The sequence below is a fragment of the Cerasicoccus arenae genome (genome assembly GCF_014651635.1).
Taxonomy (GTDB): domain Bacteria; phylum Verrucomicrobiota; class Verrucomicrobiia; order Opitutales; family Cerasicoccaceae; genus Cerasicoccus; species Cerasicoccus arenae.
In genome coordinates this window covers 28,318-53,236 of the sequence record NZ_BMXG01000005.1, presented here as the reverse complement: position 1 = coordinate 53,236, position 24,919 = coordinate 28,318, and the positions used below count along the sequence as shown (strand labels likewise).

At 54.0% G+C, this 24,919-nt stretch carries 23 protein-coding genes; 9 read left to right on the top strand and 14 right to left on the bottom strand.

Annotation, left to right across the window (positions count from 1 at the left end; genetic code table 11):
- Positions 1-8: 8 nt before the first annotated feature.
- The 6 genes from IE065_RS05145 to IE065_RS05120 form a co-directional block, all read right to left on the bottom strand.
- The gene (locus IE065_RS05145; RefSeq protein WP_189512511.1) at positions 9-947 is read right to left on the bottom strand and encodes a cation diffusion facilitator family transporter; all 939 of its coding nucleotides are present in this window, start codon (positions 945-947) and stop codon (positions 9-11) included.
- Positions 940-2,214 carry a hypothetical protein gene (locus IE065_RS05140; RefSeq protein WP_189512508.1) on the bottom strand — a complete coding sequence of 425 codons (1,275 nt, stop codon included), beginning with the start codon at positions 2,212-2,214 and terminating at the stop codon, positions 940-942. Before IE065_RS05140 ends, IE065_RS05145 begins: the two co-directional genes overlap by 8 nt.
- 63 nt (positions 2,215-2,277) lie before the next feature.
- A complete protein-coding gene (locus tag IE065_RS05135; RefSeq protein WP_189512505.1) occupies positions 2,278-3,516 on the bottom strand; it encodes an NAD(P)/FAD-dependent oxidoreductase in 1,239 nt (412 codons plus the stop codon).
- Between the two features lie 27 nt (positions 3,517-3,543).
- Positions 3,544-4,452, bottom strand: coding sequence for a chorismate transformation FkbO/Hyg5 family protein (locus IE065_RS05130; RefSeq protein WP_189512502.1), 909 nt, complete (start codon positions 4,450-4,452; stop codon positions 3,544-3,546).
- Positions 4,453-4,460: 8 nt separating this feature from the next.
- A complete protein-coding gene (locus IE065_RS05125; RefSeq protein ID WP_189512499.1) occupies positions 4,461-4,874 on the bottom strand; it encodes a hypothetical protein in 414 nt (137 codons plus the stop codon).
- 25 nt (positions 4,875-4,899) lie between these two features.
- Positions 4,900-5,631 carry a class I SAM-dependent methyltransferase gene (locus tag IE065_RS05120; RefSeq protein WP_189512495.1) on the bottom strand — a complete coding sequence of 244 codons (732 nt, stop codon included), beginning with the start codon at positions 5,629-5,631 and terminating at the stop codon, positions 4,900-4,902.
- Between the two features lie 99 nt (positions 5,632-5,730).
- On the opposite strand from IE065_RS05120, the gene IE065_RS05115 reads away from it, so the two are divergent.
- Positions 5,731-6,255 (top strand): hypothetical protein, encoded by a 525-nt coding sequence (locus IE065_RS05115; RefSeq protein ID WP_189512492.1) that lies wholly within the window; start codon positions 5,731-5,733, stop codon positions 6,253-6,255.
- A 3-nt stretch (positions 6,256-6,258) separates the two neighbouring features.
- Here IE065_RS05115 and dgt read toward each other — a convergent pair whose 3' ends face one another.
- A complete protein-coding gene (gene dgt, locus IE065_RS05110; RefSeq protein ID WP_229792059.1) occupies positions 6,259-7,569 on the bottom strand; it encodes a dGTP triphosphohydrolase in 1,311 nt (436 codons plus the stop codon).
- A gap of 52 nt (positions 7,570-7,621) precedes the next feature.
- A complete protein-coding gene (locus IE065_RS05105; RefSeq protein WP_189512488.1) occupies positions 7,622-8,461 on the bottom strand; it encodes an FkbM family methyltransferase in 840 nt (279 codons plus the stop codon).
- A gap of 170 nt (positions 8,462-8,631) precedes the next feature.
- On the opposite strand from IE065_RS05105, the gene IE065_RS05100 reads away from it, so the two are divergent.
- Positions 8,632-10,062 carry a phytoene desaturase family protein gene (locus IE065_RS05100; protein WP_189512485.1) on the top strand — a complete coding sequence of 477 codons (1,431 nt, stop codon included), beginning with the start codon at positions 8,632-8,634 and terminating at the stop codon, positions 10,060-10,062.
- 64 nt (positions 10,063-10,126) lie between these two features.
- Here the strand turns inward: IE065_RS05100 and IE065_RS05095 are convergent, their stop codons facing one another.
- The 5 genes from IE065_RS05095 to IE065_RS05075 all read right to left on the bottom strand — a co-directional run bounded on the left by IE065_RS05095 (position 10,127) and on the right by IE065_RS05075 (position 16,487).
- Positions 10,127-10,798, bottom strand: coding sequence for a PEP-CTERM sorting domain-containing protein (locus tag IE065_RS05095; RefSeq protein ID WP_189512482.1), 672 nt, complete (start codon positions 10,796-10,798; stop codon positions 10,127-10,129).
- A gap of 218 nt (positions 10,799-11,016) precedes the next feature.
- Complete coding sequence (locus tag IE065_RS05090; protein WP_189512480.1) at positions 11,017-12,111, bottom strand: acyltransferase family protein; 1,095 nt, start codon at positions 12,109-12,111, stop codon at positions 11,017-11,019.
- Positions 12,112-12,117: 6 nt separating this feature from the next.
- On the bottom strand, positions 12,118-12,735 hold the full coding sequence (locus IE065_RS05085; RefSeq protein ID WP_189512478.1) for an HAD family hydrolase: 618 nt from the start codon (positions 12,733-12,735) through the stop codon (positions 12,118-12,120).
- Positions 12,732-15,263, bottom strand: coding sequence for a DNA topoisomerase 3 (locus tag IE065_RS05080; RefSeq protein WP_189512476.1), 2,532 nt, complete (start codon positions 15,261-15,263; stop codon positions 12,732-12,734). Before IE065_RS05080 ends, IE065_RS05085 begins: the two co-directional genes overlap by 4 nt.
- 141 nt (positions 15,264-15,404) lie before the next feature.
- On the bottom strand, positions 15,405-16,487 hold the full coding sequence (locus tag IE065_RS05075) for a pyridoxal-phosphate-dependent aminotransferase family protein (RefSeq protein ID WP_189512474.1): 1,083 nt from the start codon (positions 16,485-16,487) through the stop codon (positions 15,405-15,407).
- A 289-nt stretch (positions 16,488-16,776) separates the two neighbouring features.
- Between IE065_RS05075 and IE065_RS05070 the strand changes: the two genes are divergently transcribed.
- The 4 genes from IE065_RS05070 (at position 16,777) to IE065_RS05055 (ending at position 19,781) form a co-directional block, all read left to right on the top strand.
- A complete protein-coding gene (locus tag IE065_RS05070; protein ID WP_189512472.1) occupies positions 16,777-17,523 on the top strand; it encodes a class I SAM-dependent methyltransferase in 747 nt (248 codons plus the stop codon).
- A 6-nt stretch (positions 17,524-17,529) separates the two neighbouring features.
- Complete coding sequence (locus IE065_RS05065; protein WP_189512470.1) at positions 17,530-17,985, top strand: RDD family protein; 456 nt, start codon at positions 17,530-17,532, stop codon at positions 17,983-17,985.
- On the top strand, positions 17,975-18,859 hold the full coding sequence (locus IE065_RS05060) for a formyltransferase (RefSeq protein ID WP_189512468.1): 885 nt from the start codon (positions 17,975-17,977) through the stop codon (positions 18,857-18,859). The genes IE065_RS05065 and IE065_RS05060 overlap by 11 nt, the downstream gene beginning before the upstream one ends.
- A 160-nt stretch (positions 18,860-19,019) precedes the next feature.
- Positions 19,020-19,781, top strand: a complete 762-nt coding sequence (locus IE065_RS05055; protein WP_189512466.1) for a hypothetical protein — start codon at positions 19,020-19,022, stop codon at positions 19,779-19,781.
- A gap of 59 nt (positions 19,782-19,840) precedes the next feature.
- On the opposite strand, the gene glpK is transcribed toward IE065_RS05055, so the two are convergent.
- Positions 19,841-21,328: a glycerol kinase GlpK gene (gene glpK / locus IE065_RS05050; protein ID WP_189512464.1), complete on the bottom strand. Its 1,488-nt coding sequence runs from the start codon at positions 21,326-21,328 to the stop codon at positions 19,841-19,843.
- Positions 21,329-21,561: 233 nt separating this feature from the next.
- Between glpK and purS the strand changes: the two genes are divergently transcribed.
- Genes purS through purL form a run of 3 tightly spaced genes read left to right on the top strand, consistent with a single transcriptional unit; the run spans position 21,562 to position 24,838 of the window.
- Positions 21,562-21,801 carry a phosphoribosylformylglycinamidine synthase subunit PurS gene (purS, locus tag IE065_RS05045; protein ID WP_189512837.1) on the top strand — a complete coding sequence of 80 codons (240 nt, stop codon included), beginning with the start codon at positions 21,562-21,564 and terminating at the stop codon, positions 21,799-21,801.
- A gap of 22 nt (positions 21,802-21,823) precedes the next feature.
- Positions 21,824-22,501 carry a phosphoribosylformylglycinamidine synthase subunit PurQ gene (purQ, locus tag IE065_RS05040; RefSeq protein ID WP_189512462.1) on the top strand — a complete coding sequence of 226 codons (678 nt, stop codon included), beginning with the start codon at positions 21,824-21,826 and terminating at the stop codon, positions 22,499-22,501.
- A gap of 21 nt (positions 22,502-22,522) precedes the next feature.
- On the top strand, positions 22,523-24,838 hold the full coding sequence (gene purL / locus IE065_RS05035; RefSeq protein ID WP_189512460.1) for a phosphoribosylformylglycinamidine synthase subunit PurL: 2,316 nt from the start codon (positions 22,523-22,525) through the stop codon (positions 24,836-24,838).
- Positions 24,839-24,919: the final 81 nt, after the last annotated feature.

Here is a 24,919-nt window from a genome sequence, read left to right as displayed (position 1 = left end):
ATGTTTTTTCACGATAATAAATCCTGATCAGCCCACACCTTGTCATGCGTGAACATCACGTCGATCACGAGGTAGGGATACGTGGGCTTGAGCTGTTCGCAAATAGCACGGCGGCAAGCGTCCTGCTCTTCCACGCTGCTGGGCCAAGTTGCATCCTTCGCAACAATGAGAAATACATGCAGGTAAACGAAGCGTCCCGCCCGAATTGCACGGACTTGGTGGGATTCGCAGGACTTATCCGCAAGGTAATTAGCCATCGCCTCACGCGCGTCTTTGAGCAATTTCGCGTCGACATTTTGCCCCAACACCTGCGCCCAGTTTTCCCGAATAATACGGATCGGCACCGGCATGAAAATCAGACACAGCACCATCACCGCAACCGGATCCGCATAGGGTGCCCAGTCTCGAAAACGTGAGTTCTCAAGTAAGTAAACCCCGAGCAGCGCAACGGCGATAATTCCGCTGAGCACGGTGTCCAGCAGCCAGTTTTTCGCGTCCACATCCACAATCGGCGAGTGGCATTTTTTGGCAAAAGCACGGAGTGTCAGCGTAATAAACAAGCCGATCCCACTCGCAGAAATGGCGTAGAAAAATGCAATGCCCGCCGCAATCTCACGCCCCCCGTGGAAGAGCGCTCCTGCCGATGAATAAAGCCCCAACAAGCAGACCGTCGCGATGATCAAGCCCTTGCCAAGATTCAGGATCGGCTCGTAATACGCATAACCAAAGGGATAGCGATCGTCCGTCGGCCGCATGACCATTCGTGCGACCTTGAGCGACAGTAGCGCCACTCCAAAGTTGATCAGCGAAAACACCCCATCGAGTAGCACTGCGTCGGAGTGACAAAGCGCGGCAAAAACGATCCCTAGCACACCCAATGACAGGTTTCCCCAAACGCTATATTTCAAAGCGCGTTGCTCGTGGGCGGTGGCGTTGGGCTCAGACATGGGCAAGCGCGGTAGCGTCGATTTCGCAATGACAGCCAAACGGCGATTCGCTTATTTCGTCGCCGAGAGACAGTACGCCATCGTTTTGCAAAAGACGAAACTCCGAGTCGAATGTTTCTGAATGCGCCTGCAAGATATCAGCTTTCCAAGCCTCAGGCAGTTCAACGACATTGGGTTGGAAGATTTCAGGTTGGGCCGTAACCGATGTGAGGCCGAGTGCCGCGCAAGCAGCCAACTCAGGCAGTAGCGCAAGAGGATGCCCGGTAGTCAAGGGGCCAGCGGCCACGGTCCATTTGCCCACCGGCTCACGGTCTCGCCGGGCCCCCAGCAAGCACGCATCGACAATGCTCGGTATCAGCCCACGGTCAGCGCGAAAGACCGCACCTGCGTAGCCCCATTCAAACGAGCGCGCACAAGCACCGGGCGCATTGTCGGCCTCATCAATAAGGATCGGCGGGCGGTTGGGCCATTCGGCAAAGAGCGCGACGACAGCATTGCCCAGCGACTCCTCTACGGAGAATGGTTGCTCAATATAGCCGATGCGGCGGCAAAACTTCTTCAGTTCAGACGCGGCGCTCATGTCGTCCCACAACACGCGAAGATCCGTCGTGGTCGCAAAGGCGGCATTGCCTTCCAGACTGACCGAATAGACACCTTCGAGGCGATCGAGTCGCTCGGAAAAAGCAATCAGGCGGGCGATATCTACGCTAGGATGGCCACTCAAGCCAAACTGAAAATGTCGAATTCCTTGCGCCAAGGCGTCTGTAAAAACCGAAAACTCGGTGTCGGCGGCAATGAGTAACTGGATATTGAGACGAGGCTGGATCGGCTGCAAAAGCTCGGCGGGCTTTTTCCCTGCAAGCGGTTTACAGAGCTTTCCCAAATCGATTCTAAGCGTGTTTTGGCGAAGACAGTCTGTAAACGACATCTGCTGCCCGCGACAAAAGGCGTCCACCAATGCGCGCTCCACAAGTGCCAAACCAAAGGCGATTGATGCCTCCGTTTTGTCATTCGCCTTGCGCCAACTCATCATGGCGTCGCGGAGTTTCAACCAGAAGCCGAACACACTACTGGCTCGAATTTCGGTGGCATAGCGAGCCGCCTGTTCCGCTGCCTGTGCGAAAACCGGTGAATCATTAGGCGGACGGATCACCGCAAGGCCTCGAATAACATGCCGTTCATCTCCCTGCGTGTAACCGAGGAAACAAACAAGCGCAGAATCAGTGGCGATCAGAGAGCGGATTGAGGTGCGGCGAATGCGAATCATGGGGTAGATTTACCAGTCGATTTATGCAGCCTCAGACGGCTAGGCCAAGCGGAATCGACCATCTCAAAGTTCCACGGTTGGCGACACGGTGTGGTATCGATTAAGGCGGCAGATCGCCCGGAAAAGCGCGAAGCGCCAGCGAACTGAAAAATCCCGCTTCGTATGGCCCGCAACAATGGAATTAATCGCACTGAAGAGCTGAAACTTATCGGACGGCTGCATGAACACGGAAAAGCCCTGACGATCATAAAACAAAGTAACCAGTTGAAGCATCACACCCATGCTTTCCCGAAGACTGCTCTCGTAGAAACGTTGCTCCTTTGCCGTGAGAAAACCGCGCTGACAAGCTTTGCCCGACAGAAGTTTTTCCGCGAGATTTGCGGATTCCATCGCCAAGTAAATACCAGATGAGAATACGGGATCAATGAATCCAGCCGCATCACCCAGCAAAAACCAGTTTCGGCCCGCAAACTGTTGGTTACAGTATGAATAGTCCGCCTCGACATGAAACTCCTCTATCGGCTCAGCCTCGCTCATCCAATCGCGCATAAACGGATTCTCTGCGACATTGGCTTCGAAGATGGCACGAGGGCGCTGCCGTTCTTCATTACTGGTCGTCACTAAACCCACCGAGGTGCGCTCATCATCGAGCGGAATGGACCAAAACCAGCCGGAGGGCACCCGCACGATAATGATATTGCCCATTTCACGCCCAGTCCGACGTTTGACGCCACGGAAGTGATTAAAAACCGCAAAGCGGCGAGGCAGGTCAAATCCATCGGACTTGATCCCCAAATGGCGTGGTAGCAAACCGCTGCGTCCAGTGGCGTCAAACAACCAGCGCGCATTAACCGCCTCCCCCCCACCCAAGGTCACACGCCAACCAGCGTCGACTTCAGTAAGTTCCTTTACGGTGACTGGCTGGCGAATCTCACACCCGACCTCCCCAGCGCGATTCAGCAACAGTTCATCAAAACGCGAACGCTCCACTTCGTAAGTATATTCGTAGCCGGGAATGAGCCCATTGGCGAAAATATTGTGCACACGCGCCTCGCCGCTGCCGTAACAGAACTCAGCGCCGTATTTCCGCAGAAAACCGGCATCGTCCATCCGATCCCACACATCCAAACGCTTGAGCATGTGGTTAACCGCCGGGATCAACGACTCGCCGATGTGAAAACGCGGAAAACTACGCTTCTCGACAAGTAGCACCGAAAGCCCGGATTGTGCCAGCAAGATGCCTGCCGCCGTGCCCGCTGGGCCAGCACCGATAATCAGGCAATCATAGCAACTGGACGCCATCGAAAAATCCAATCCGATCGTGAGTAGTTACGCAAGCGCAGCGGGCCAGGAAAGTTCAATTTCCACCAGAAGTTCTTCACGGCAAATATCGGAATGCACGATATTGAAACGATCGGCCGTGCACCACGCATGCTCGCGAATGCATGCCATCACTGTCGAAGCATCTTCGGGACGGCGGACATACGCACGTCCAATTGCAGAGCCAACATGCGTAATATCCCCCCCCAAAGCAGCTACACTTTCCGCGATAATGCGGTCGAGGTTTTCTCCGGTGACTTCAAGCTGACCAGCCAAGTCTCCCAAAGCAATACTGTCGGAGCCGCGCACTGCAGCCGTACCGGAAATATACAGCGCCGGAGATTCCCCGGCGACATATGATGAACGACTAAAGCTCGGCGGACGTGGACCGTATCGCTCCGGGTAACGATAAGCCGGGCTCTGTAAGGGATTTTCCAGATGGTGCGCCCGCCGGTGGGTGGCCATGGCGAATACCGTCAGCTGGTTATCATTTACCCCAACTGCAGAAGCCGCGCAAAATGAGTCAAAGGCCCGCCCACCAAACTTAGCAACAAACGCCTCATGACGTCCGAAGCAAAAAGCACGATAGTTCTCCAAACCATCAACAACCTCATTGATTGCTGGAACAAAGTTCCATATCCGGACGATTTCCGAACCATCCAGACAACGAAAAAGCTGATGATATAAATCCTCCGCGCAATCCGCCAGCGGGCCATTCACCGGGACACTGCTAGCATAGACCAGCCAGCCATTGGACTCGGATACGAAATGCTCCTCCGAGCGCTCAAAGACATCCACCGACCCAGCGCATATAACCTCCTGCCCCGCACCCTCCAATAAAGGCGTGGCCAAGTGAATTTCCCCATAATCAGGATTCAGGTGGGAATGGTTGGCTCCAAAGATTACCCGTATGGGCATGACAGCAATTAGTAGGTCGACCGCGCCAACATGTTATTCATGTCTTTCTGGAGATTCTCCAACCAGCCATAAGGCACGGCCGGATAGTAACCCTTGCGCTTCGTTGAGTAATACGTGGAGTCCGAAAAGATTTTAATCTGATTTCCTTCGTGCACCAGAGTCACCTTCGCTTTGAAACCGCGGTGGTCGAGCGTGCCCACAACCTTGTTTGGACTCGACTCAATTATCTTCCATTGACGGCCCGTCAGTGCCCGGTACATCACATCTTGAACAGCGGTATCAGTCACCCCATTCGGAGCCTGTACGGTCAGCGGATCAGCGTTATAATCCTCCACGGAGGACTTACCGCGTAGAGTATTGCAGCCGGATGCAATCAGTAAGCAAAAGAGCCCCAGCAAGGACAAGAGTGTGGCGTGTTTCATCGTCATATCTCGGTGTATTGGTATTCTATTTTTCAGCGGAATATTCACTAAAGCATCCCATGACCCATTCGTGTTTGGGCTCTTTAAAGCCTGCACTCTTCAAATCGCGTAGGACGTCGTCGACGGCGACCATCTGGTCCATCGTTTCCCAGTAGTAAGCCATCAGGTAACGGGCGGATTCGCTGCCCGTAAAGAGCTTGGTCAGCGTGGGCAGGATGTGCTTAAAATACAGTTTAAAGAAGAAACGACCAACTTTCTTTGTGGGCATTGTCACGTCCATGATGAGCACTTTACCACCAGGCTTAAGACAGCGGTTAAACTCACGAAAAGACTGCTCCAGCTCGTTCACATGACGCAGGGCAAAGCCCATCGTGAGGTAGTCAAAATGATTGTCTGGCACGGGCATTTCATCTGCCCCAGCCTGAATGTGCTCACAATTGAGCTGCTTCTTCGACTCGGCAATCATGCCAGCGCTGGGCTCTAGGCAAGTAATATCTCCCTCGTTCTCCTGACCAATTACGTCACGAATTGCGCGAGCGGTGGGTCCAGTGCCAGCAGCGACGTCGAGCACCTTCATGCCCGGCTTTAGGCCATGTCCTTTGAGCGCCCATACACGATACCGGTGCCCAGTGCCAAACCATCCCCATTTCGCAATGCCTTCGTAATACGGCGCTGCATCGTCAAAAACTTTTCGAAGGAAAGACTGTTTCTCATTGAGCGTCGTATAATGATCCGACAGCGAAGGATGTGGCTCCATTCCATAACCATCAATTACGCCATTCCTATGGCAACTTAAAAAAAGAGAGGAACTTTTTCTTGCTCTTCAGGTAACATTACTTGTTTACCTTTTACACGCATGAACAAATCTCTATCTGTATCATTACTCTTTGGCCTATTTGCCATACTATTTACTGGTTGCGCTGGGCAGAAAAGCCAAGTCGCCTCAAACGCCGTCTTTCAGGACCAAGACATCTATTATGTAGAGCGTTTGCCTGCGGATGAACGAGGCGTAAACAACCTCATTGTCGACAATTTGCGTCAACGCGGTTTTCAGGCCAAGTCCGGACCACAGAACGAAGCCCCTGCCGAAGCCGACTACATCTTGGCCTATGAGGATAATTGGATGTGGGACATGACCATGTACATGCTGAAATTGGAAATCAAGATTCGCAACCGCACCGGCTCAACCATCGCCTCGGGAGAATCCTACCGCCCATCTCTCCAGCGTAAACCGCCAGAATTCATGGTTGATGAAACACTCGACGAGATTTTTGCCAAGGTCAATGACCGCTATGTGACCCCCGAAGAAGAAACCGATAAAAAGGCCGTACGCGCCGGTGGACGCTCTGGCCTCAGTGGCGACCCCGAGCACGTAATGTAGGCGTTACGACAAATCCGTGATTGAGCCGAAGTCTGGGTCGAACAAACGCTTGTAAAGCCGAGCGGCCTGTGGGTCAGTCAGGCTGGCAATGAAGTCACAGAGCAGGCGCGCGCGCGTCGCTTCGTCTTCCGTAGCCATTGTCCAACTGTGTATCGGCTCAGGCAGCAGCTTGAGCGAGCGGCCCGTAATCTGGCTGGGTAGGTAATGCTCCGCCAGCGCGGTGAAGAGCTTATGCAGGATTACCCCCCCCTTGAACTCGATCTGCTGGATACGGGTGGAGAGAAAAATCACATCTAGCGCCAGTTGCTTGTAAATGTCGCGTTCACGCTCGATTTCAGGGTCCACGATAACCCGGAAAGCGTGCCGCTCAGTCATGCCACTCAGAAAATTCTCCGTCGGCTTCAACGAACAGGCATGGATAAAATGTCCGACCTTATTAGCGAATCGAGGCTCCAGTTTATTCTCTGAAATGGTCTCAATGAGTTTGATTAAAGCTGGGTGATCGCGCATCCAAGCATGTTTCCCCGAGAGCCCTGCCGCCCACTTGCGGACGGTATCCTCGGTCAGAAAACCTGCTTTCGCACCATCAACGATATCATGCAGCGAATAAGCGGTGTCGTCCGCCCAATCCATTATCTGACACTCCACACTCTTGAAATGGTTAAGATCCAGATCCGCCGGGGCCGCTTCACCGCCAAAAACAAAGCTCCGCACATCTGCCTGCTCCTCGTAGAGGAAATGATTATCAGGCCACGGGCTTTTTTTCAGGTCTTCCTCAGTCAGTTTGGCTGTCTCCTCGGAGCGTAGTGACTTGTATTTAAGCACCCCATCCAGGAACGCACGTGTGGGCCGCAAGCCAGTTGCACCATCGGGCCGTTCATAAATGAGCTGCGTCAGAATGCGCAAGGTCTGGGCGTTGCCTTCAAAGCCGCCGTAGCTAGCCATCAACTCGTTAAGCTTACGCTCGCCAATGTGGCCATAAGGCGGGTGGCCAATATCATGTGCCAGGCCGATGGCTTCGAGCAGATCCAGGTCGATCGCTTGCCCACCTTTTTCGGGCCGCCGCAGCCATTCCCCAATCGACCGTGCGATACGTGCCACCTCCAGCGAGTGCGTCAACCGCGTGCGGTAGAAGTCATATTCGCCCGACTGAAAAACCTGCGTCTTCGATTGCAGACGTCGAAACGCGAAGGAGAAAATAACGCGGTCGCGGTCCACCTGAAACGGCGAGCGATGCGGGTCGTCTGCGGGCGGCATTGGCCCCTGGTCCCCCCAAGCGGCGTAATCAAAGTCGGTATAAAAGACGTCAGGCATGAGCAAAGTGCTGAGGTAAACCGGTCCCACCGGAAAAGACAACCCTACTCAATCAGTTCGCACGAGCGACAAAATTCAGGTTGCCGGGAAATGGGTCTTCCCTGTCGGCGACTAGCTGACGAACGCGATCCGGCTCAACGGAGGCATCCGTATCGGCAGGCGTCAGGCAATATCCAGCGTTCCAAAACATATTGAGCACATCCACATAATGCGGATTCACATCGGCAAAGTTATGCCGGAAGCCATGTTCAAACATCCAGGTTGGCTTCGGTGTTTTCGCCAATATACCAGATGCACCTTGAAGCACGTGGAACTCGTGCCCCTCGACATCCATCTTGATCAACAGGCGCTTGCCCGCGAAACGGTCGCCGATCAGGCGGTCTAGGGTTGTCCGAGCAACGAGCATGGACTGCACTGCGGACTTGCCGCCCCACTCTTGGTTGAGAGAAGCCATTTCGCCGCTGCCAAAAAGACGCACGAAGCCCACGTCGTCGCTCAACGCAAAATTAAAGCACTCCACCCCGCTGATATCATTGGCTTCCAAGTTCCGCAGCAGGTTCTGGAAATTCTTTGGATGGGCCTCGATCGCAATACAGGGCAAACCCGCCCGGGCCGCCAGCAATGTAAACACGCCGATGTTTGCCCCAATGTCCACAAAGACGTCAGCATCAGCGAGCCGATCTTGGAAGTCAGTGATCTCCTCGCTATCGAGGCGGTCAGAAACGGCGTCACCCGAGGTAAAGTAACGGCTCACGTCCCCGTAGATCGTGAAGCCCAATTGAGACTGGTAAGGCTTGGTGATCGCGTAAATCCAGTCATCGCGCAATCGACGATAAGCGATTCCCAAGCTGGGAAAACGCTGATCAACCAATGCTTTCAGGTAACGTTTCACGGAGTGGAGTTCAAATCAGGTTTCATCGCGACCACGGTCAGGCCGTTGTCGGCAATATAGGCGCATAAGCGGTAGCTTGGGAAGCGTTGAATTTGCACAAGGCCGATAATCTGCACCCTTGCCTTTCCACGCAAGGCGAGTAATTTGGCCGGTTTTTACCTCGAGAAAACATGGCGAAAGACTGGCTGGAAGGCATTGAAGAAGAATACGACGTGGTTGTGATCGGGAGCGGTCTCGGCGGCCTCACGGGTGCCAATACCCTCGCAAAAATGGGCCACCGCGTCTTGTTGCTGGAGCATCATTATCAGTTGGGCGGGCTTGCCACCTGGTTCAAGCGCCCGGGCCGCCACATCTTCGACATCTCACTCCATGGCTTCCCCCATGGCATGATCAAGAGTTGCCGCAAATATTGGGGTAAGAACATCTCCGAACGCATTGTGCAGCTCAAACGCGTCCGTTTCATCAACCCACAGTTTGATGTCGAGACCACCTTTGACCGCGAAGACTTTACCAAGATTTTCGTGGAAAAATTCAAGGTGCCGCGCGAGCAGGTGGAGGGCTTTTTCGAGCACCTCCGCCAAATGAATTACTATGATCGCGACGAACGCACCGCCAAAGAACTCTTCGAGGAGTTTTTTCCCGGTCGTAACGACGTGCATCGTCTGCTTATGGAGCCCATTTCCTACGCTAACGGCTCCACATGGGACGATCCCGCGATCACCTACGGTATCGTGTTCTCCAACTTCATGAGCAAAGGCGTGTTCATCTATCAGGGCGGCACCGACCAACTCATCGCCCAGATGACCGAAGAGCTTGAGAAAAACGGCGTCACCCTACGCAAGAATTGCCTTGTGGAGAAAGTGCACGTCGAAAATGGCCACGTAACCGGCGTCACCATCGCTCCACGCACTGGCGAAACTCGCACGGTCCGTTGCAAAGCCGTGCTCTCGAACTCCAATATTAAAAATACGATTTTCGAGCTGGCGGGCAAAGAGAATTTCACCCCGGAATTCATTGCTGAAGCTAATGCCGTTCGCGTAAACACCAGCTCTTGCCAAGTCTACATCGGCATCAAGCGCGGTGAATCGATCCCTGACATTGGCGATCTGGTCTTCACCTCCGAGGCCGAAGAATTTTCCAGTGAAGAGCTGACCAGCTTCAACACCAGCAGCCGCACCTTCTCCGTTTATTATCCAGAAACGCGGCCGCATCTGGATGAGGATCGCTACGCTATTGTCGCCTCCCTCAACGCCCAATGGGCCGATTGGAAGGCGCTCAATGACCAGGATTACGAGGCCGCGAAAAAGCGTCTTTGCGAGGAAGCCCTCACGGGCTTGGAGAAATTCATTCCTGACATCCGCGAGAAGGTCGACCATCTCGAAGCCGCAACCCCGCGTACCGTCAAGCACTACGTCCGCCACTTTGGCGGGACTTCGTTTGGCACGAAGTTCGAGGGGCTCAAGGTCTCGATGGAACTACCTGAGCAGCTCCCTGGCCTCTACCACGCAGGCTCAGTGGGCATCATCATGAGCGGCTGGCTCGGCACCATCAACTACGGCGTCATCGTCGCCAGCAAGGTCGACAGCTTTTTGCGGAGTTAAGGTTACAAAAAAACTCCCGCAACGAAGGCGGGAGTTTTAGAAAACGATTAATGGGCGCGAACGCTTACTTGCGGCGGCAATATCCCACCAGCATCAGCACGCCGATCGACATGAGCATTGCGTAAGTTGCTGGCTCCGGAATCGCGATCGCGCTCACAGAGACGTTGTCCAAGTAGAAGTCCTCTCCACCGGCGCTGGAATTCGTTCGAAAACGCATCGAGACATCCGTCGCTGCCCCATAATACGATGCAGGCACGGTCACTTCATAAGAGAAGAAGGCCGTATCGCCACCAGCGGCATTAGGTAGAACAATGGTCGAACCCGAATAGTTGCTCACATTCGCATAGCCATTTGATTGCCCCAGATCAATAATAACGTCCTCAAAGCCTGAACCAAAATCAAGAGCAAACCCAATTAGGCCTTCATTGCTTTCGATACTATCGGCAATCGCGTAATCGAAAGAGAAGACTAAATCCTCGCCACCACCCGGTATCGCAATCGGAGTACCCGATGTAACGGTTCGGAGACTGCTATTTGAGAGAAATAGGCTCTGCGTGCCCACTGAAGCTCGGGCATCGGTAACAAAAATCCTGACGGCGTTGCTGACATTCCAGCCAACTGGCGCTTCGCCAACGACATCCGGTGGATTTTCAAAACTATCGCTGAAGAGAACCACGCCAAAGCTGGAATTTGCTAACAGCGCACAAGAGAGAAGTATGGATTTGGGGTACATCATTAGGCTAAATTGAGCGGGAAATCTGACTTAGTCAATAGGATTCGTTGTTTCTTGAAAAATATCCTATTAATATGTGTACCGGAATCCCATTCACTCGTGCCCCCCCCCCTGTCACTTCTTGAAGGCAAAAGACGAAGGTTTCGCACGGCCAACAGCAGCATTATGGTCGCTAACAAAGTTGCCCTTGCTAGTGGAACTAGCTTATCACCAGACTTTCTCTATTTCCCGGATTTCGGGATGTAGGGAAAGCGCCTCTTTAGGCTGTTGATCGGCTTTTCAAAGAAATGCCAAGACAGCACAGACAACAACGCCGTGAGGCTGAATTTAACCGCCAACAGTAACCAATAGTTTTTACTAAAATCATCAGGAATACCCAATCGTTCGAAAATGCGGTACCCAGGGATAGGGGCGCTGTAATAAAACCACAACCAAATCGGCATGCTCATTCCATGGATAACGTAGATGCCGTAGCTGATGGTCCCAATGTAAACGGCTAAGCGATTCTGCAGCAGAAACCCCGGCAAGCCCGTGAAACCAATAGACGCGCGCCAAATTAAAGCTCCACTGACCAACGCCACCCCTGTCTGTCTAAAGGCCATGAACCCAATCAGATTAGTCTGAGCCAAAATAAACAAAGCCACGCCAACGAAGAAAAACCATTTACACAGTTTGGTCATTTGTTCGGGCATCATCTGCCGCGCCAAGATCGCGAGAACGGCACCAATTCCAAAGCAGTCAAGCGTCCCAATCGTCAGTAGAGCTGGATCAATCCCCAAGGAAGACGACCACACAATAATCTTCGACAATGGCGCTAACGCGATGCATGAGAGCATCACGGCCAATAAATGTCTTTTAGGCGTGAAAAGCATCAACAATGGCCAGAACAAATAGAACTGTTCCTCAACGGCGAGAGACCATAGATGCGAGCCCCAAATACTCCGTGTTGTCAGTTCCTGATAAACATTTTGAAAATAGGTCGCGTGCCAAAGCCAAGCTTCACGGAACGGCTGAACATCCAGCAAAATCATCAGAAGCAGCACCGCATAATAGAGCGGGAAAATTCGCAAAAATCGGCGGATATAAAACTGCCGCATCACCACGCCACGATTGGCCGTTTCGTCAGATTTAAACCGCGCATCTAGCAAAATACCGGTAATCAAAAAGCCGCTTAAAACAAAAAAAACCTCTACGCCGATTGCACCAACGGATGTCCCGCAAAAAGTGCCATTGATGGCTTCCGGTGCCCAATGAAACCAAACAACTGCACCCACGGCGTAAGCGCGGAGACCATCTAGTTGCGATAGCCGTTTCATCCGAAATTATGCCTCTACGCCTGCCGAAAAGATATCCGGATCAACATAGACCCAACGCATACCAGCGGCTTCTGCCGCAGTAAGTCCAAGCTTGCTGTCTTCAAAGACCACGCACTTAGTGGGATCGACTCCAAGTAGCTCCGCAGCCTTTAAGAAACCATCAGGCGCAGGCTTGCTGTGGACGACATCCTGCTTGGTCACAACGATGTCAAAAAGGTGGTCAATGCCGCAATAATGCAGCGTACCATGCACTTGATGGCGATCACCACCCGAGGCGACTGCAATGGGCAAGCCCTTTGCCTTAAACTCAGTGGCCAGCTTGACGACCTGGTGGATGGGCTGAATATTGGCATGCTCCTTTTGCAGGAAATCATTCTGGTCCGAAACGACTGTATCGGGCTCCAGAGAATCACCAAAGCGCTCATTCAGTTGTTCAACCGAATGGTGCATTCCCACGCCCGCCATGGAATAAAACAAGTCCCAAGTAAACTCAAACTTGGCTCTGTTCTTGATGAAGGCATGACGCCACGCCCGGTAATGCAGCGGCATGGTGTCGGCCAACGTGCCATCACAATCAAAAATGTAGGCCAACGTCTCGCCTTCCGGCAGCTTCAGGTCGCTCATGAATCCTTAGCGGCTTTCTTAGCCGCCTTTTTGGCTGCCTTTTTGCGCGGTGGTCGCGGCGGGAATTCAAAGCCGATCTTGCCACCATCCTTCAGGAAAAGCTGCGCATCAAAAAGTCGACCTGTGCGATTGGACTTGAAGCCTTGGATGACGGACGTTTTTTCCCCTGCCAGCATTTTTTTAACCTCCTCAGGGGGGAGGGCTTTGCCGAGCATGTTGCGACTCAGACGGAATGCAGGTTTGCCGTCTGGGTCACGGCCTTCGCTCACGTAGGCGTTGGGCGTCTCACGGACCGGAGTCTGGTCAATGGGGGATTGGCCAACAACCGGGTATTGGCTTAGGTCGACGGTTTCATCGAGCGATTCCTCACCGTTGGAGCCGAAGTCCAAATCGACCCGCTGCGTGCCGTTGTCCTTGACGATTAACTTGAGCAGCGCAGAGAACGCCTTGCCGTTGCGTGATGTAAAGCCATCGAGTGGACCGACTTCCTTTTTGTCGATCAACTCCTTAACTTCATCCATCGTCAACTTGCGGCCACCAATGACTTTGTTAATTGAAAGTGCAGGGTATTCTTTACCCCGAATCTCGATCTTGTCCTGGGAGAACCAGGCGCGGTGGTCTTCGAGCAAGGACTCGTTGTTTGTTGGCGAAATGATATCTACCTTCTCTGGCGGCGGCGGGCTGGCGAGCTTGTTCACCATAGACTGTGTCGCGTCTGTAATGTCCTTCATGAAGGCGGCGCGGGATAGATTGCCTTCTTCAACGAGGCGGAGCTTGTGCTCCCACTCGCCCGTCATTTGCGGTGACGTCAGTTGCTCAATATCAAACAGCTTCAAAAACTGCATCAGGCTTTCCGCCTTTTGCGTGGGTACAAGCTCACGGCCTTGGCGCTCCATATAACGCTCATGCACCAAGTGGTCGATGGTCTGCGCACGCGTCGCTGGCGTGCCTAGTCCCTTTTCTTTCATCGCGTCAGCGAAGTCTTCGTCGTCGATAAGCTTACCGGCACCTTCCATGGCGGAGAGCAACGTGGCTTCCGAGTAACGGGGGGGGGGCTTGGTGGCGTCGCCTTCGAGTTGTGCGTCCTTGCGATCTGCTAGGGCGCCCTTGGGCGAATCGCTCCGGGCAAAGTCAGGGTCGGTCAGTGGGGTCAAGTTGTCCTCGCCGAGGCCTCCCTTGCCGTAGACATCCATCCAGCCGCCAAAGGCCAGTACCTTACCTTCAGTCTTGAAGGAGTGCTCGCCTAAAACGCTTGTACGAGTGGTGACGTCGAATTCTGCTGGCGGGAAGAATATCGCGATTGTGCGGCGTGCGATCATGTCGAAAACTTTTGCTTCCAGTTCGCCCAGTTTCTTAGCAGATGCATCAGTCGGGATGATCGCAAAGTGATCGCTGACCTGACCGTTATTAAAGATGCGTTTGTTGCCAGTATTCACCCAGCGATTTTCCAAAACCTTTTCGGCATGCAATGCGTAAGGCTCGTCCAGATTGCGCAAAACGTTGATCACCGTGGGGCCATAGTCCTCAGGCAATGCCTTGGAGTCCGTTCGCGGATAGGTGATCATCTTGTGCTTCTCGTAAAGTGCCTGAGCAATATTCAGGGTGTGGCCAGCGGACAAGCCGAAGCGGCTGTTGGCCTCGCGTTGGAGGCTCGTCAAATCGTAGAGGCGCGGGCTGGCCTGCTTGGTGCGCTTCTTTTCCTCTGTAACCTTGGCTGGCCCAGCGGCGAGCACGGACTGGAGAATTGCCTCAGCCTTCTCCTGTTCCCAGATGCGGTCCACGCGATCATGCTCATCGTCGCTCTTCTTAAAGTCCGGCTTTTGATACAGTCCTTGATATTCGCCAGCAGCCACGCCGAAATCGGCGATAAGACGCCAATAGTCACGAGGCTTGAAGTTGCGAATTTCCATTTCGCGTTGGTAAACGAGGGAGAGGGTTGGCGTCTGCACACGGCCAACGGTGGCAGCGCGGCCACCCCGGCGGCCAAAGACAACTGTAGCTCCACGAGTGCCATTGATACCGATGAGCCAGTCCGCCTCAGAGCGGGAACGAGCAGCATCCTGCAAGGGCTGCATTTCAGATGCCTCGCGCAGGTTAGCGAAGGCGTCCTTGATCGCTCCGGGTGTCATAGAGGACATCCAGAGGCGCTTGACCGGTTTTTTGCCCTTGGCCAGTTCGTTGACATAGGTGAAGATCAGCTCGCCCTCACGACCGGCGTCACAGGCGTTGATGATCTGGTCGATGTCTTTACGTGCAATGAGCTTTTTAAGCTCCTGATACTTCTGCTTAGTCTTGTCGATCGGCTTGAGTTGAAACTTCTCCGGCACGATAGGCAGCGTCTTGAGTGTCCAACGCTTGAGGTCCTTGCTGATGTCCTCGGGCATGAAAAGCTCCACAAGGTGGCCGACCGCCGAGCTGATCACCCATTCGTCGTTTTCGTAAAAATCGCCCTTCTTCGGGACTTTGCCCAGCACGCGTGCTAGGTCACCCGCAACGGATGGTTTCTCGGCAATGACTAAACTTTTCATAGATATAAAATAAAAACGGTTTTTATAAACAGAAGGCAGCAAAGAAAGCAAAGCTCACTCCGTGATCGCGCACAGGTTGCTTTGCTTTCTTTGCTACCTTCTGTTCAAAAAATGGCTCGATGGCGTATAATTAAATTTGATTTACTTCGCGGTGAACTCCGGCACGAGCACGTCGAGGTTTGCAAGGAGTTCAGTGATGGTTTCGTCGGTCTCGTCGCCCATGTTGGAAATTCGGAATGTCTTGCCCTTGATCTTACCGTAACCGCCGTCGATATCGAACTGGTAGCGCGATTTCGCAGCCTTCCGGAGGCCTTCCAGATCGATGCCGATGTCATTCCTAAAGCAGCAGAGTGTTTTCGATCCGTATTCGGGGGGGGGGAGCAGCGACAAGCCGTGCTTGGCACCCCAGGCGCGAACAAGGTTATTCAGGCGCTCGTGGCGGGCGTAGCGCGTTTCCAGACCTTCGGCGAAAATATCCTCAAGCTTGCTTTGAAGCGCATAGATCAAAGGAATGACTGGTGTGCTGGGGGTCATGCCCTTCTCGTAGTTCGAATGGAACTCAAGAAAGTCAAAGTAGTATCCACGGCCTTCTACTGTAGCAGCGCGCTGGCGAGCCTTCTCCGAGACGGACAATAGCGCCAAACCCGGTGGTAAAGCCAATGCCTTCTGCGAACCCGTAAGGAGCACATCAATGCCCAACTCGTCCTTTTTGATCGGCAGAGCCGTGAACGAGCTAACCGAGTCTACAATCGCGATGACGTCTGGGAACTCATTAACCACGGCCATGATCTCAGCCAGCGGATTCATCGTGCCGGTCGAGGTCTCGTTATGTATAAGGGTTAGCGCGTCGTATTTGCCCGTCGAGAGCTCACGGCGAACATCTTCCGGGTCAGCAGGCGTGCCCCATTCGTATTGCAATGCGCCACAAGGCAGACTGCAGCGCTGAGCCACGTCGTTCCATTTGTCCGAGAATGCGCCCGACATGATGTTGAGCACGCCCTTCTTGGTGACGTTGCGGATCGCGCCTTCCATCACACCCCAAGCGGAGGAGGTGCTCAGGTAGACTGGGTCCTGCGTATACATCAGCTGCTGGAGCTGTGGCTGGATGGCTTGATAGAGGTTGACGAAGTCCTTGCTGCGGTGACCCATCACCCACGAAGTCATCGCGTTAAGGGTCTTGTCCGACACATGGACTGGTCCAGGAATAAAGAGTTTATAGCTCACGGTTTCTTGCGTTGAATAATAAAAGCAGCAGCGGCTATATGGGGATACCCTGCGCCGTGTCAAACGTCCGCTTGGGAAATTTATAAAGGGCAACTGCATAAAATCCCGTTACGACTGCGACTTAATGTCCCTTTTAACCGAAAAGGATGAGCCGAATCATGGCCGAAAAGGCACTCCAAACACTTGCTCTCTTACCGTATGAGATGGAAATGCGGCTAAGAATTAGCAGGCTTTACACGGGGCACGGTTTTCGCCTTCATGGAAATATATGGCGGAACCCATGATATTGATGAACAGCCTCGCGGGCAAAAAAGCGCTCAGCCTAGTGCGCAAAGCTGACTTCGCCCATCCTGGCGATGTCGAAGCGATTGAGATGGTCTTTAAGAAGCTGCCACGCCAGCCCGACACCAAGGTGCTAGACATTGGCAGCGGACTCGGCGGAACCTCAGAGCACATCCGCGCCGAAGGCTGGGGAAAAGTGACTGGTATCGACATCAACCGCAGCTCCATCGTCTACGCAAACGAGACCTACAAACGCTGCAATTTCGTCCATGGTGACGTGGTGGACGCGCCCTTGATCCTTGAGCACGGCTTTGAAGTGCTGGTCAGCTTCACGGCTTTTTATGCATTCAAGGACCCCGGTGCTGCGCTTAAGGCGCTTTCCCAAATCGCCTCGCCCAATTCTTCGCTGACAATTTTTGACTATGTGGACCGTGGCGACTACCAACAGCATCCCATCATGGAGGGAGACCAGCGCTTCCTGCCCAACCCGCTTCACCTTGATAAGGTAGAGGGGTTGCTTGCGGCCAACGGCTGGCGCCTCTTCACAATCGAACCGCTCCACCCACATTTTGCTGATTGGTATCTCGCTCTGATCGAGAAAATAAAGGGGGCTGAAGATAAAATCCGTAAATCCACGCCTGAGGGCTTTTACGAGCATATGCTATCGCTCTACACTCAGCTCTACAACTCAATCCACGAAAACCACTTGGGCGGGGCCATTATCCGCGCGGTGCACGGTAAGGCGCAGCTTTAAGCAGCTATGAATCTTGCCACTAGACGTGTGGTTGCGCTGCTGATCGACTTGGCTTTTTTCTTCATGTCGTTCTACCTGTTCGCCACGCCGACGATCAAGTTTCTGGTCAGCGCCATTCAGCGCTACATCGACCCCGACTTTTCCATGGAGGGCATTGCAGGCGGCGCAATGATTGCCGCGCTGGGCGTTTTCATTGTCTGGCCGCTCACCTATTTTTTCCTGATGGGAGTGCTCACCAAAGCCTCTCCGGGCAAGCTAATCGTCGGGCTCAAGGTCTACTCCGAGAGTAACCAAGGCATCAGCCGCTGGCAGGCCGGACTCCGCGAAGTCTTCCGCCTCATGGAGATCTACTCCTTCGCCATGGCTGCTCTTTCTGTCTACAATATTTTCCGGGGCCTCCGTTCCACAACGGAAATGATCACGCACACTCATGTGCTCAGAAAGGACGTTTTTGAAAACTGACCTGTCGCCCCGCATTGTTGTCTTTGCCTACAGTGATGTGGGCCACGCTTGCCTGAAGCTGCTGCTCAAGCGCGGTTGCCAAGTCGTCGCGGTGTTTACTCATCTGGATAACCTTAACGAAAATCAATGGTTTCCGTCGGTCGCCAAATTAGCGAACGAACACGGCGTCTCCGTTTATACGCCAGATAAAATCACCCGCGCCGAACACGAAGACCTGCTCCGCAAAACGCTCCGGCCAGATCTATTTTTTTCATTCTACTACCGTAACATGCTGCCGTTGTGGGCGCTGGAGTTGGCGACACTAGGCGCATTTAACCTTCATGGCTCTTATCTGCCGTATTACCGTGGGCGGGCACCAGTCAACTGGGCCGTACTCCACGGTGAGACATCCACCGGGGCAACCTTGCACCACATGGTTAAGGCACCCGACGCTGGGGACATCGTTGACCAGGAAAAGGTCGCCATTGGACCGGATGAACCCGCCATTGATGTCATGGTCCGTGTCCGCGAGGCAGGTGTCATCGTTCTTGGGCGGCAATTAGATGCGCTGCTCGCTGGGCGCGCACCCCGTATTCCACAGGACGAAGGCTTGGCAACGTATTTTGGCGGACGACGACCCGATGATGGCCGCATTGACTGGGCACAGCCCGCACGCGCAGTCCATAATCTCGTGCGCGCCGTCACCCATCCCTACCCAGGAGCCTTTTGTGACGCGCTTTTTCAGGGTGAGCGGACGTTTATTTGGCAAACCCGCGTTCGCGACGAACTATCCGGCGCTCCGGGCGAAATCATTTCGATGGAGCCATTGATTGTCGCTACCGACCATGGTGCATTGGAAATCATTGAACACGACCGATCTCCACTGCGCGAGTAGAATAACGTTTGATTGACTAGTCGGATCGTGAAGTGAATTATCATAATCCGCTCCCACAAGTTCGCATTGCAAAACAATGTGTCCTTTATAATGGATCGATACTGAACATTACGCTAGCCTGTATGTCCGCAAACGCAGCCACCTCTACTAGGATAAGATAATGAAAAGATTCGCCTCCCTACTGGTCATCCTTGCCGCCAGCTTCTCCCCAGCCTGGGCGCTACAACGCACACTAACGAACCAAGACGGCGTCTCCATCGTCGCAGAACTCGACGAACTTATCGACAAAGACGGCGTCGAAACGCTCTCCTTTAAACGAGTCAGCGACCAGCGCTCGTTTGAAATCGCCCTGAGCACACTGAGCTTTGACGACCAGTCCGCGATTCGAAAATGGTGGAAAGAAGAAGAAAAAGCCCGACAACTCCTTAGCCCCAATGTCGACCTTGATATCAATTTCAAACAGAACCGGAAAAAGAAGAGCATAAACTCCAGCTACTATAGCGATAATAACCGCTACAGCTACACGCCCGAAGTACGCATCACCAATGACGATCTTTACCGCAGCTTTAAAGGCAACAAAGTGCGCATTGTCTGCTTCGCTGAGCATACCTATCACAGGGGGACTCTAAAGGTCACCTCTGCCTCCGACAGCGTCGTTGACTTCCCCCGCAACGGTGACACCACAGTGTATGGCAACAGCTACGAGTTCGCGAACTACGAATCCGATTACAGTAATTATGAATATGGTTGGGAGCACGCGGGTTACATCGTGGTAATCCGCAACTCCAAAGATGAAATCACCCACATCAAAACAGACGAAGACGACTTCCAGCGCAATGTGAAGAACGCATTGAAAGCGGATGAAGGGGACTACTACAGCAAAGACCTGCGGTCCGAGCGCAGCAGCTACCGTAATTACTAAGGCGTTGTAATCAGAGTTTACAGGCCAATAAAAAGCCGCTCAATATTCAGCAATCCGTATTATTTGGCCCAGCCTTTAGCACGAGAGACCGCATCACGCCAAACACCCATCTTTTCCGTAGCCTCGTCGCTGGACATGGCAGGCTCGAAAGTGCGATCAATTTTCCACTGCTCGCTGATCGCCTTTTCATCGGCAAAGACACCGGTGGCCAAGCCTGCAAGATAGGCCGCACCAAGCGCGGTGGTTTCCGTGTTTTGTGGGCGAATGACGGGCACCCCGAGCAGATCAGCCTGAAACTGCATCAGCAAATCGTTGCGCGATGCACCGCCATCAACACGTAGTTCCTTGAGGGCAATACCGCTATCAGCGTTCATCGCCTCAAGCAGTTCAGCGCTTTGGAAGGCAATAGACTCCAACGCAGCACGGGCAATGTGAGCGGCGGTCGTGCCACGAGTCAGACCAACAATTGCACCACGAGCCGTTGGGTCCCAATGCGGGGCACCAAGCCCGGTAAACGCAGGCACCAGCATGACGCCATCGGTGTCAGGCACGCTCGCAGCGAGCGGTTCGCTTTCACTCGCAGTATGAATCATTCGCAGCCCATCACGAAGCCACTGGATGACGGCACCGCCCATGAACACACTGCCTTCCAACGCATATTTGCGGCGACGCCCTTTAGTCTGCCAGGCAATGGTAGTCAGCAAGTGATTCTTAGATGCGATGGGTTTCTCACCGGTTTGCTGGAGGAGGAAACAGCCAGTGCCGTAGGTGTTCTTAGCCGTGCCTTTCTTAAAACAGGTTTGACCAAAGAGCGCAGCATGCTGGTCGCCTGCAACCCCTGCAATCGTGGCACCGCCAAAGTCCGTGCATTCGCCGAAATCGCCCGATGAAGTACGCACCTCGGGTAACATTTCGTGGGGAACGCCAAACCATTCCAACAATTCTTCGTCCCACTGACCTTCATGGATATTATAAAGCAGGGTTCGACTGGCATTAGAGGGGTCTGTCGCGTGGACAGCTCCCCCGGTCAAGTTCCAGATCAGCCAACTGTCAACAGTACCAAAACACAGCTCCCCCCGTTCAGCCGCTTTCCGGGCACCATCTACATGGTCGAGTATCCAGTGGAGCTTCGTACCCGAAAAATATGGGTCGAGCCGCAGTCCGGTTTTTTGGGTAATGTCATTGGCCTTACCCTCGCTATGCATGCGGTCGCAATACTTTGAGGTGCGACGGTCCTGCCAGACAATGGCGCGGTGGATGGGCCGTCCGGTTTTTCGCTCCCAGACCAATGTCGTTTCCCGCTGGTTGGTGATCCCAACCCCAGCAAGATCACGGCCTCGCAAGCTCGCCTTACCCATCGCTTCGGCAGCAACAGCGTTCTGAGTTGCCCAGATGTCGTTCGGATCGTGCTCAATCCAGCCCGACTCCGGGAAAAACTGCGTAAATTCCCTCTGCGCAGATGCAACGGATTCGCCATCGGCGTTAAAAACAATGGCGCGGGAACTGGTCGTTCCCTGATCTAGGGCAAGGAGGTAGCGTTTCGGCATAGCGCGGGGTTGACGTTTATCCAAAGCATAACGCCGAGCACCCACCGGTCAACCCGTCTTAATCAATACCATCAACTTGCGCGAAACAGCAATAAACCATGTCACCAAGAATGGCCAAATAGCAGGACAATAGCTTCGATGCCAAGCGAGAGAAGAGGGGCAGAGCTCGTTAATCGCGGCCAAGCGGCGAATAACGCTTGTCAGCGGCGGTGAGATGCTCACAACTAAGTGGCATGAAGGTCACGGTATTTGTCACACCCAAGAAGACGGTGCTTGATCCCCAAGGCGCGGCCGTCGGTCACGCCATGGAGCATCTTAATGTAAAACCAAGCAGCGATGTGCGCGTCGGCAAGACGATTGAGTTCGAGCTGGAAGGCTCCGACACGCCCGAGCTGCGTGCGCAACTGGAAAAGATTTGTGACGGATTGCTCAGCAATCCCGTCATCGAAGATTACCGCTACGAGCTCGCCTAGTTAACGCCCAACGCTGCGCCCCATGAAGATCGCCGTCATTCAATTTCCTGGCTCCAACTGCGACCGCGACGCCTATCACGCGTTCTTTGGCGTATTTAACCAGCCCACGCGCTTGTTCTGGCATAAGCGGCCGAGCTTGGCTGGTGCGGAGTGCGTCGTGCTGCCCGGTGGATTTTCCTATGGGGACTACCTACGCTGCGGCGCGATTGCCCGTTTTTCGCCGATCATGAACTCGATCATTGAGTTCGCTAATAATGGCGGACCGGTGCTGGGCATTTGCAACGGATTCCAGATTCTCTGCGAAGCGGGCCTGCTTCCGGGTGCCCTCGTCCGTAACGAAGGCATGGAATTTGTCTGCGAGTCTGCCAAGCTCAATGTCGAGGACAGCATGGACTACTTTAACCAAGGCAGCCTCGGCGAGACCATTGACATTCCCATCGCCCACGGCGAAGGCAACTACCGCATCGATGATGACGGCCTAGCCGATCTGGAGGCCAATAACCAAGTGCTGTTTCGCTATGCGAACAACCCCAATGGCTCCATTAGCAACATTGCGGGCATCCGCAACAAGGAAGGCAACGTCTTTGGCATGATGCCCCACCCCGAACGCGCAGTGGAGGAAATCCACCCGAGCCGCGACGGCATCGGCGTAATCAAGGCGTTCCTAAAATCCCAGATGGCCCGTCAGCAAAAGGCGTAAACCCAAGCAACTTATTTTCCCATGCCCACCGAAGCACCCGCGCCGAATCCCGACCCTACGCTGAACGCGCCCATCACGCCCGAGCTGGTGGATAAGCACGGCCTGACGCCCGACGAATACGAACGGATTAAGAAGATCTTGGGCCGCGAGCCCAACTTAACCGAACTCGGCATATTCAGCGTCATGTGGTCGGAGCACTGCTCCTACAAGAATTCCAAAAAGCTACTCAAGCAGTTCCCCACTCAGAAGTTTGACGAGGACTCCCGCAACAAAGTCCTCGTGAAAGCGGGTGAGGAAAATGCGGGCGTGGTCGACATTGGCGACGGCTGGGCGATCTGCTTTAAGATCGAATCGCACAACCACCCGAGCGCAGTCGAGCCTTTCGAAGGCGCAGCGACTGGCGTTGGCGGTATTTTGCGCGACATCTTCACCATGGGTGCCCGCCCTGCCCTGTTCACCAATTCCCTGCGCTTTGGTGAGCTGACCTCCGCTGACTCCCGCCGCATCATGCGCGGCGTCGTCCACGGCATCTCCCACTACGGTAACTGCGTAGGCATTCCGAATATCGGCGGTGACACGTATTTTGACACCTGCTACGAGGGGAACCCGCTGGTCAATGCACTCTGCCTCGGTGTGCTCAAGCACGATCAGATAAAGCGCGGCGCGGCATCCGGCGTGGGTAATCCAGTTTATTATGTCGGCGCAGCCACCGGCCGTGACGGCCTTGGCGGTGCCAGTTTTGCCTCCAAAGAGCTCTCCGAAGAATCCGCCGCTGACCGACCCGCCGTCCAGAAGGGTGACCCCTTTATGGGCAAGCTTTTGATGGAAGCCTGTCTGGAAATGATGGGCGTCGATGGCCTCGTGGTTGGCATTCAAGACATGGGTGCCGCTGGCCTCACCTGCTCCACTTGCGAAACCGCCGCCCGTGGTGATGTCGGTGTAGAGATTGAGCTAGACCTCGTTCCTCAGCGCGAAACCGGTATGAACTCCTACGAGATCATGCTTTCGGAAAGTCAGGAGCGCATGCTCGTGATCGCCAAAAAAGGCCGCGAAGAAGAGCTCGAAAAGATTTTTGAAAAATGGGACCTGCACGCCGCCAAAGTCGGCCTGGTCACCGAAGGCAAGGACATGGTCGTCAAGCAGCATGGCCAAGTCGTGGTGCGCATCCCTGCCATGGATTTGACGGAGGAAGCCCCGCTCAACGACCCGATTGCCACACGTCCTGCCTATCTCGACGAGATTCAGGCCTGGGACATCGAAACCTTGCCCGACTTGACCGATGACGGCATCTATGACGCCCTCCCTCAGTTACTTGCTGACCCTTCCATCGCCAACAAACGCTGGATCCATCGGCAGTATGACCAAATGGTCATGACCAACACCGTGAAGCATGCTGGCGAGTCCGACGCAGCCGTTGTTCGCCTCCGCTGCGGTGGTCCGGACCAAGATAAATACATCGCGATCACCAACGACTGTAACAGCCGCTACTGCTGGGGCGACCCATACGAAGGTGGCAAAATCGCCGTCGCTGAAGCTATCCGTAACCTTGCTTGCACCGGTGCACGTCCGTTGGCGATGACCAACAACCTCAATTTTGGTAACCCAAACAAGCCCGAGTCCTTCTACATGCTCAAAGAGTGTGTGCGCGGCCTCGCGGAAACATGCGAATTTTTCGATGTGCCCGTCGTGGGTGGCAACGTGAGCCTCTACAACGAAAAACAAGATACGAAAATCGACCCGACGCCGGTCGTTTCGGTAGTCGGCATCATCGACAGCCGCCAATACATCACCAGCTCCACCATCAAAAAGGGCAACGAAGCGCTTATTCTCTTAGGCGACGTGCCAAAGGAGCTGGGTTGCAGCGCTTTCTTGCGCGTCGTGCATCAGTTGAAGACTGGCCTACCGCCACGCATGGATTTGGAAAACCAAGCCGCGCTGATGGACTTCCTCCAAGTGCAAATCCAAAAGGGGCGCATCCACGCCGCACACGACATCGCCGAAGGTGGTTTGCTCGTCGGACTCTGCGAAATGCTCTTTGCGGGCGAAGAAACCTTTGGCGCTGACATTAATTTTGAAGACCTCCCGATTGACCGCTGGGACTCGCTCTTCTTCGGCGAAAGCCAAGGCCGCATCCTGCTGGCCGTCGACGCCAGCCGCGCGGACCACGTAGTCCACGACGCCGAACGTTACGACATCCACGCAGATATCATTGGTGAGGCCAACGACGAAGGCATTCTGCACGTCGACGCGCCCAATCTGGAGCACCCAATCGAATGGGACACATCTTCGCTGCGCGAAATCTGGGAGAACGCCATCCCCAGCGCGATGAAGATCTAGCCAACGTCCCGTTGGTTCGAGAGTTTGTGTGAAATACTTGCCTACACGCCGTATAAAGTGACAGCCAAGGCTTTACGCTAA

Coding starts and splice junctions, on each gene's coding strand:
- IE065_RS05145 (WP_189512511.1), bottom strand. CDS start 947: ATGTCTGAGCCCAACGCCACCGCCCACGAGCAACGCGCTTTGAAATAT.
- IE065_RS05140 (WP_189512508.1), bottom strand. CDS start 2,214: ATGATTCGCATTCGCCGCACCTCAATCCGCTCTCTGATCGCCACTGAT.
- IE065_RS05135 (WP_189512505.1), bottom strand. CDS start 3,516: ATGGCGTCCAGTTGCTATGATTGCCTGATTATCGGTGCTGGCCCAGCG.
- IE065_RS05130 (WP_189512502.1), bottom strand. CDS start 4,452: ATGCCCATACGGGTAATCTTTGGAGCCAACCATTCCCACCTGAATCCT.
- IE065_RS05125 (WP_189512499.1), bottom strand. CDS start 4,874: ATGAAACACGCCACACTCTTGTCCTTGCTGGGGCTCTTTTGCTTACTG.
- IE065_RS05120 (WP_189512495.1), bottom strand. CDS start 5,631: ATGGAGCCACATCCTTCGCTGTCGGATCATTATACGACGCTCAATGAG.
- IE065_RS05115 (WP_189512492.1), top strand. CDS start 5,731: ATGAACAAATCTCTATCTGTATCATTACTCTTTGGCCTATTTGCCATA.
- dgt (WP_229792059.1), bottom strand. CDS start 7,569: ATGCCTGACGTCTTTTATACCGACTTTGATTACGCCGCTTGGGGGGAC.
- IE065_RS05100 (WP_189512485.1), top strand. CDS start 8,632: ATGGCGAAAGACTGGCTGGAAGGCATTGAAGAAGAATACGACGTGGTT.
- IE065_RS05095 (WP_189512482.1), bottom strand. CDS start 10,798: ATGATGTACCCCAAATCCATACTTCTCTCTTGTGCGCTGTTAGCAAAT.
- IE065_RS05090 (WP_189512480.1), bottom strand. CDS start 12,111: ATGAAACGGCTATCGCAACTAGATGGTCTCCGCGCTTACGCCGTGGGT.
- IE065_RS05085 (WP_189512478.1), bottom strand. CDS start 12,735: ATGAGCGACCTGAAGCTGCCGGAAGGCGAGACGTTGGCCTACATTTTT.
- IE065_RS05080 (WP_189512476.1), bottom strand. CDS start 15,263: ATGAAAAGTTTAGTCATTGCCGAGAAACCATCCGTTGCGGGTGACCTA.
- IE065_RS05070 (WP_189512472.1), top strand. CDS start 16,777: ATGAACAGCCTCGCGGGCAAAAAAGCGCTCAGCCTAGTGCGCAAAGCT.
- IE065_RS05065 (WP_189512470.1), top strand. CDS start 17,530: ATGAATCTTGCCACTAGACGTGTGGTTGCGCTGCTGATCGACTTGGCT.
- IE065_RS05055 (WP_189512466.1), top strand. CDS start 19,020: ATGAAAAGATTCGCCTCCCTACTGGTCATCCTTGCCGCCAGCTTCTCC.
- glpK (WP_189512464.1), bottom strand. CDS start 21,328: ATGCCGAAACGCTACCTCCTTGCCCTAGATCAGGGAACGACCAGTTCC.
- purS (WP_189512837.1), top strand. CDS start 21,562: ATGAAGGTCACGGTATTTGTCACACCCAAGAAGACGGTGCTTGATCCC.
- purQ (WP_189512462.1), top strand. CDS start 21,824: ATGAAGATCGCCGTCATTCAATTTCCTGGCTCCAACTGCGACCGCGAC.
- purL (WP_189512460.1), top strand. CDS start 22,523: ATGCCCACCGAAGCACCCGCGCCGAATCCCGACCCTACGCTGAACGCG.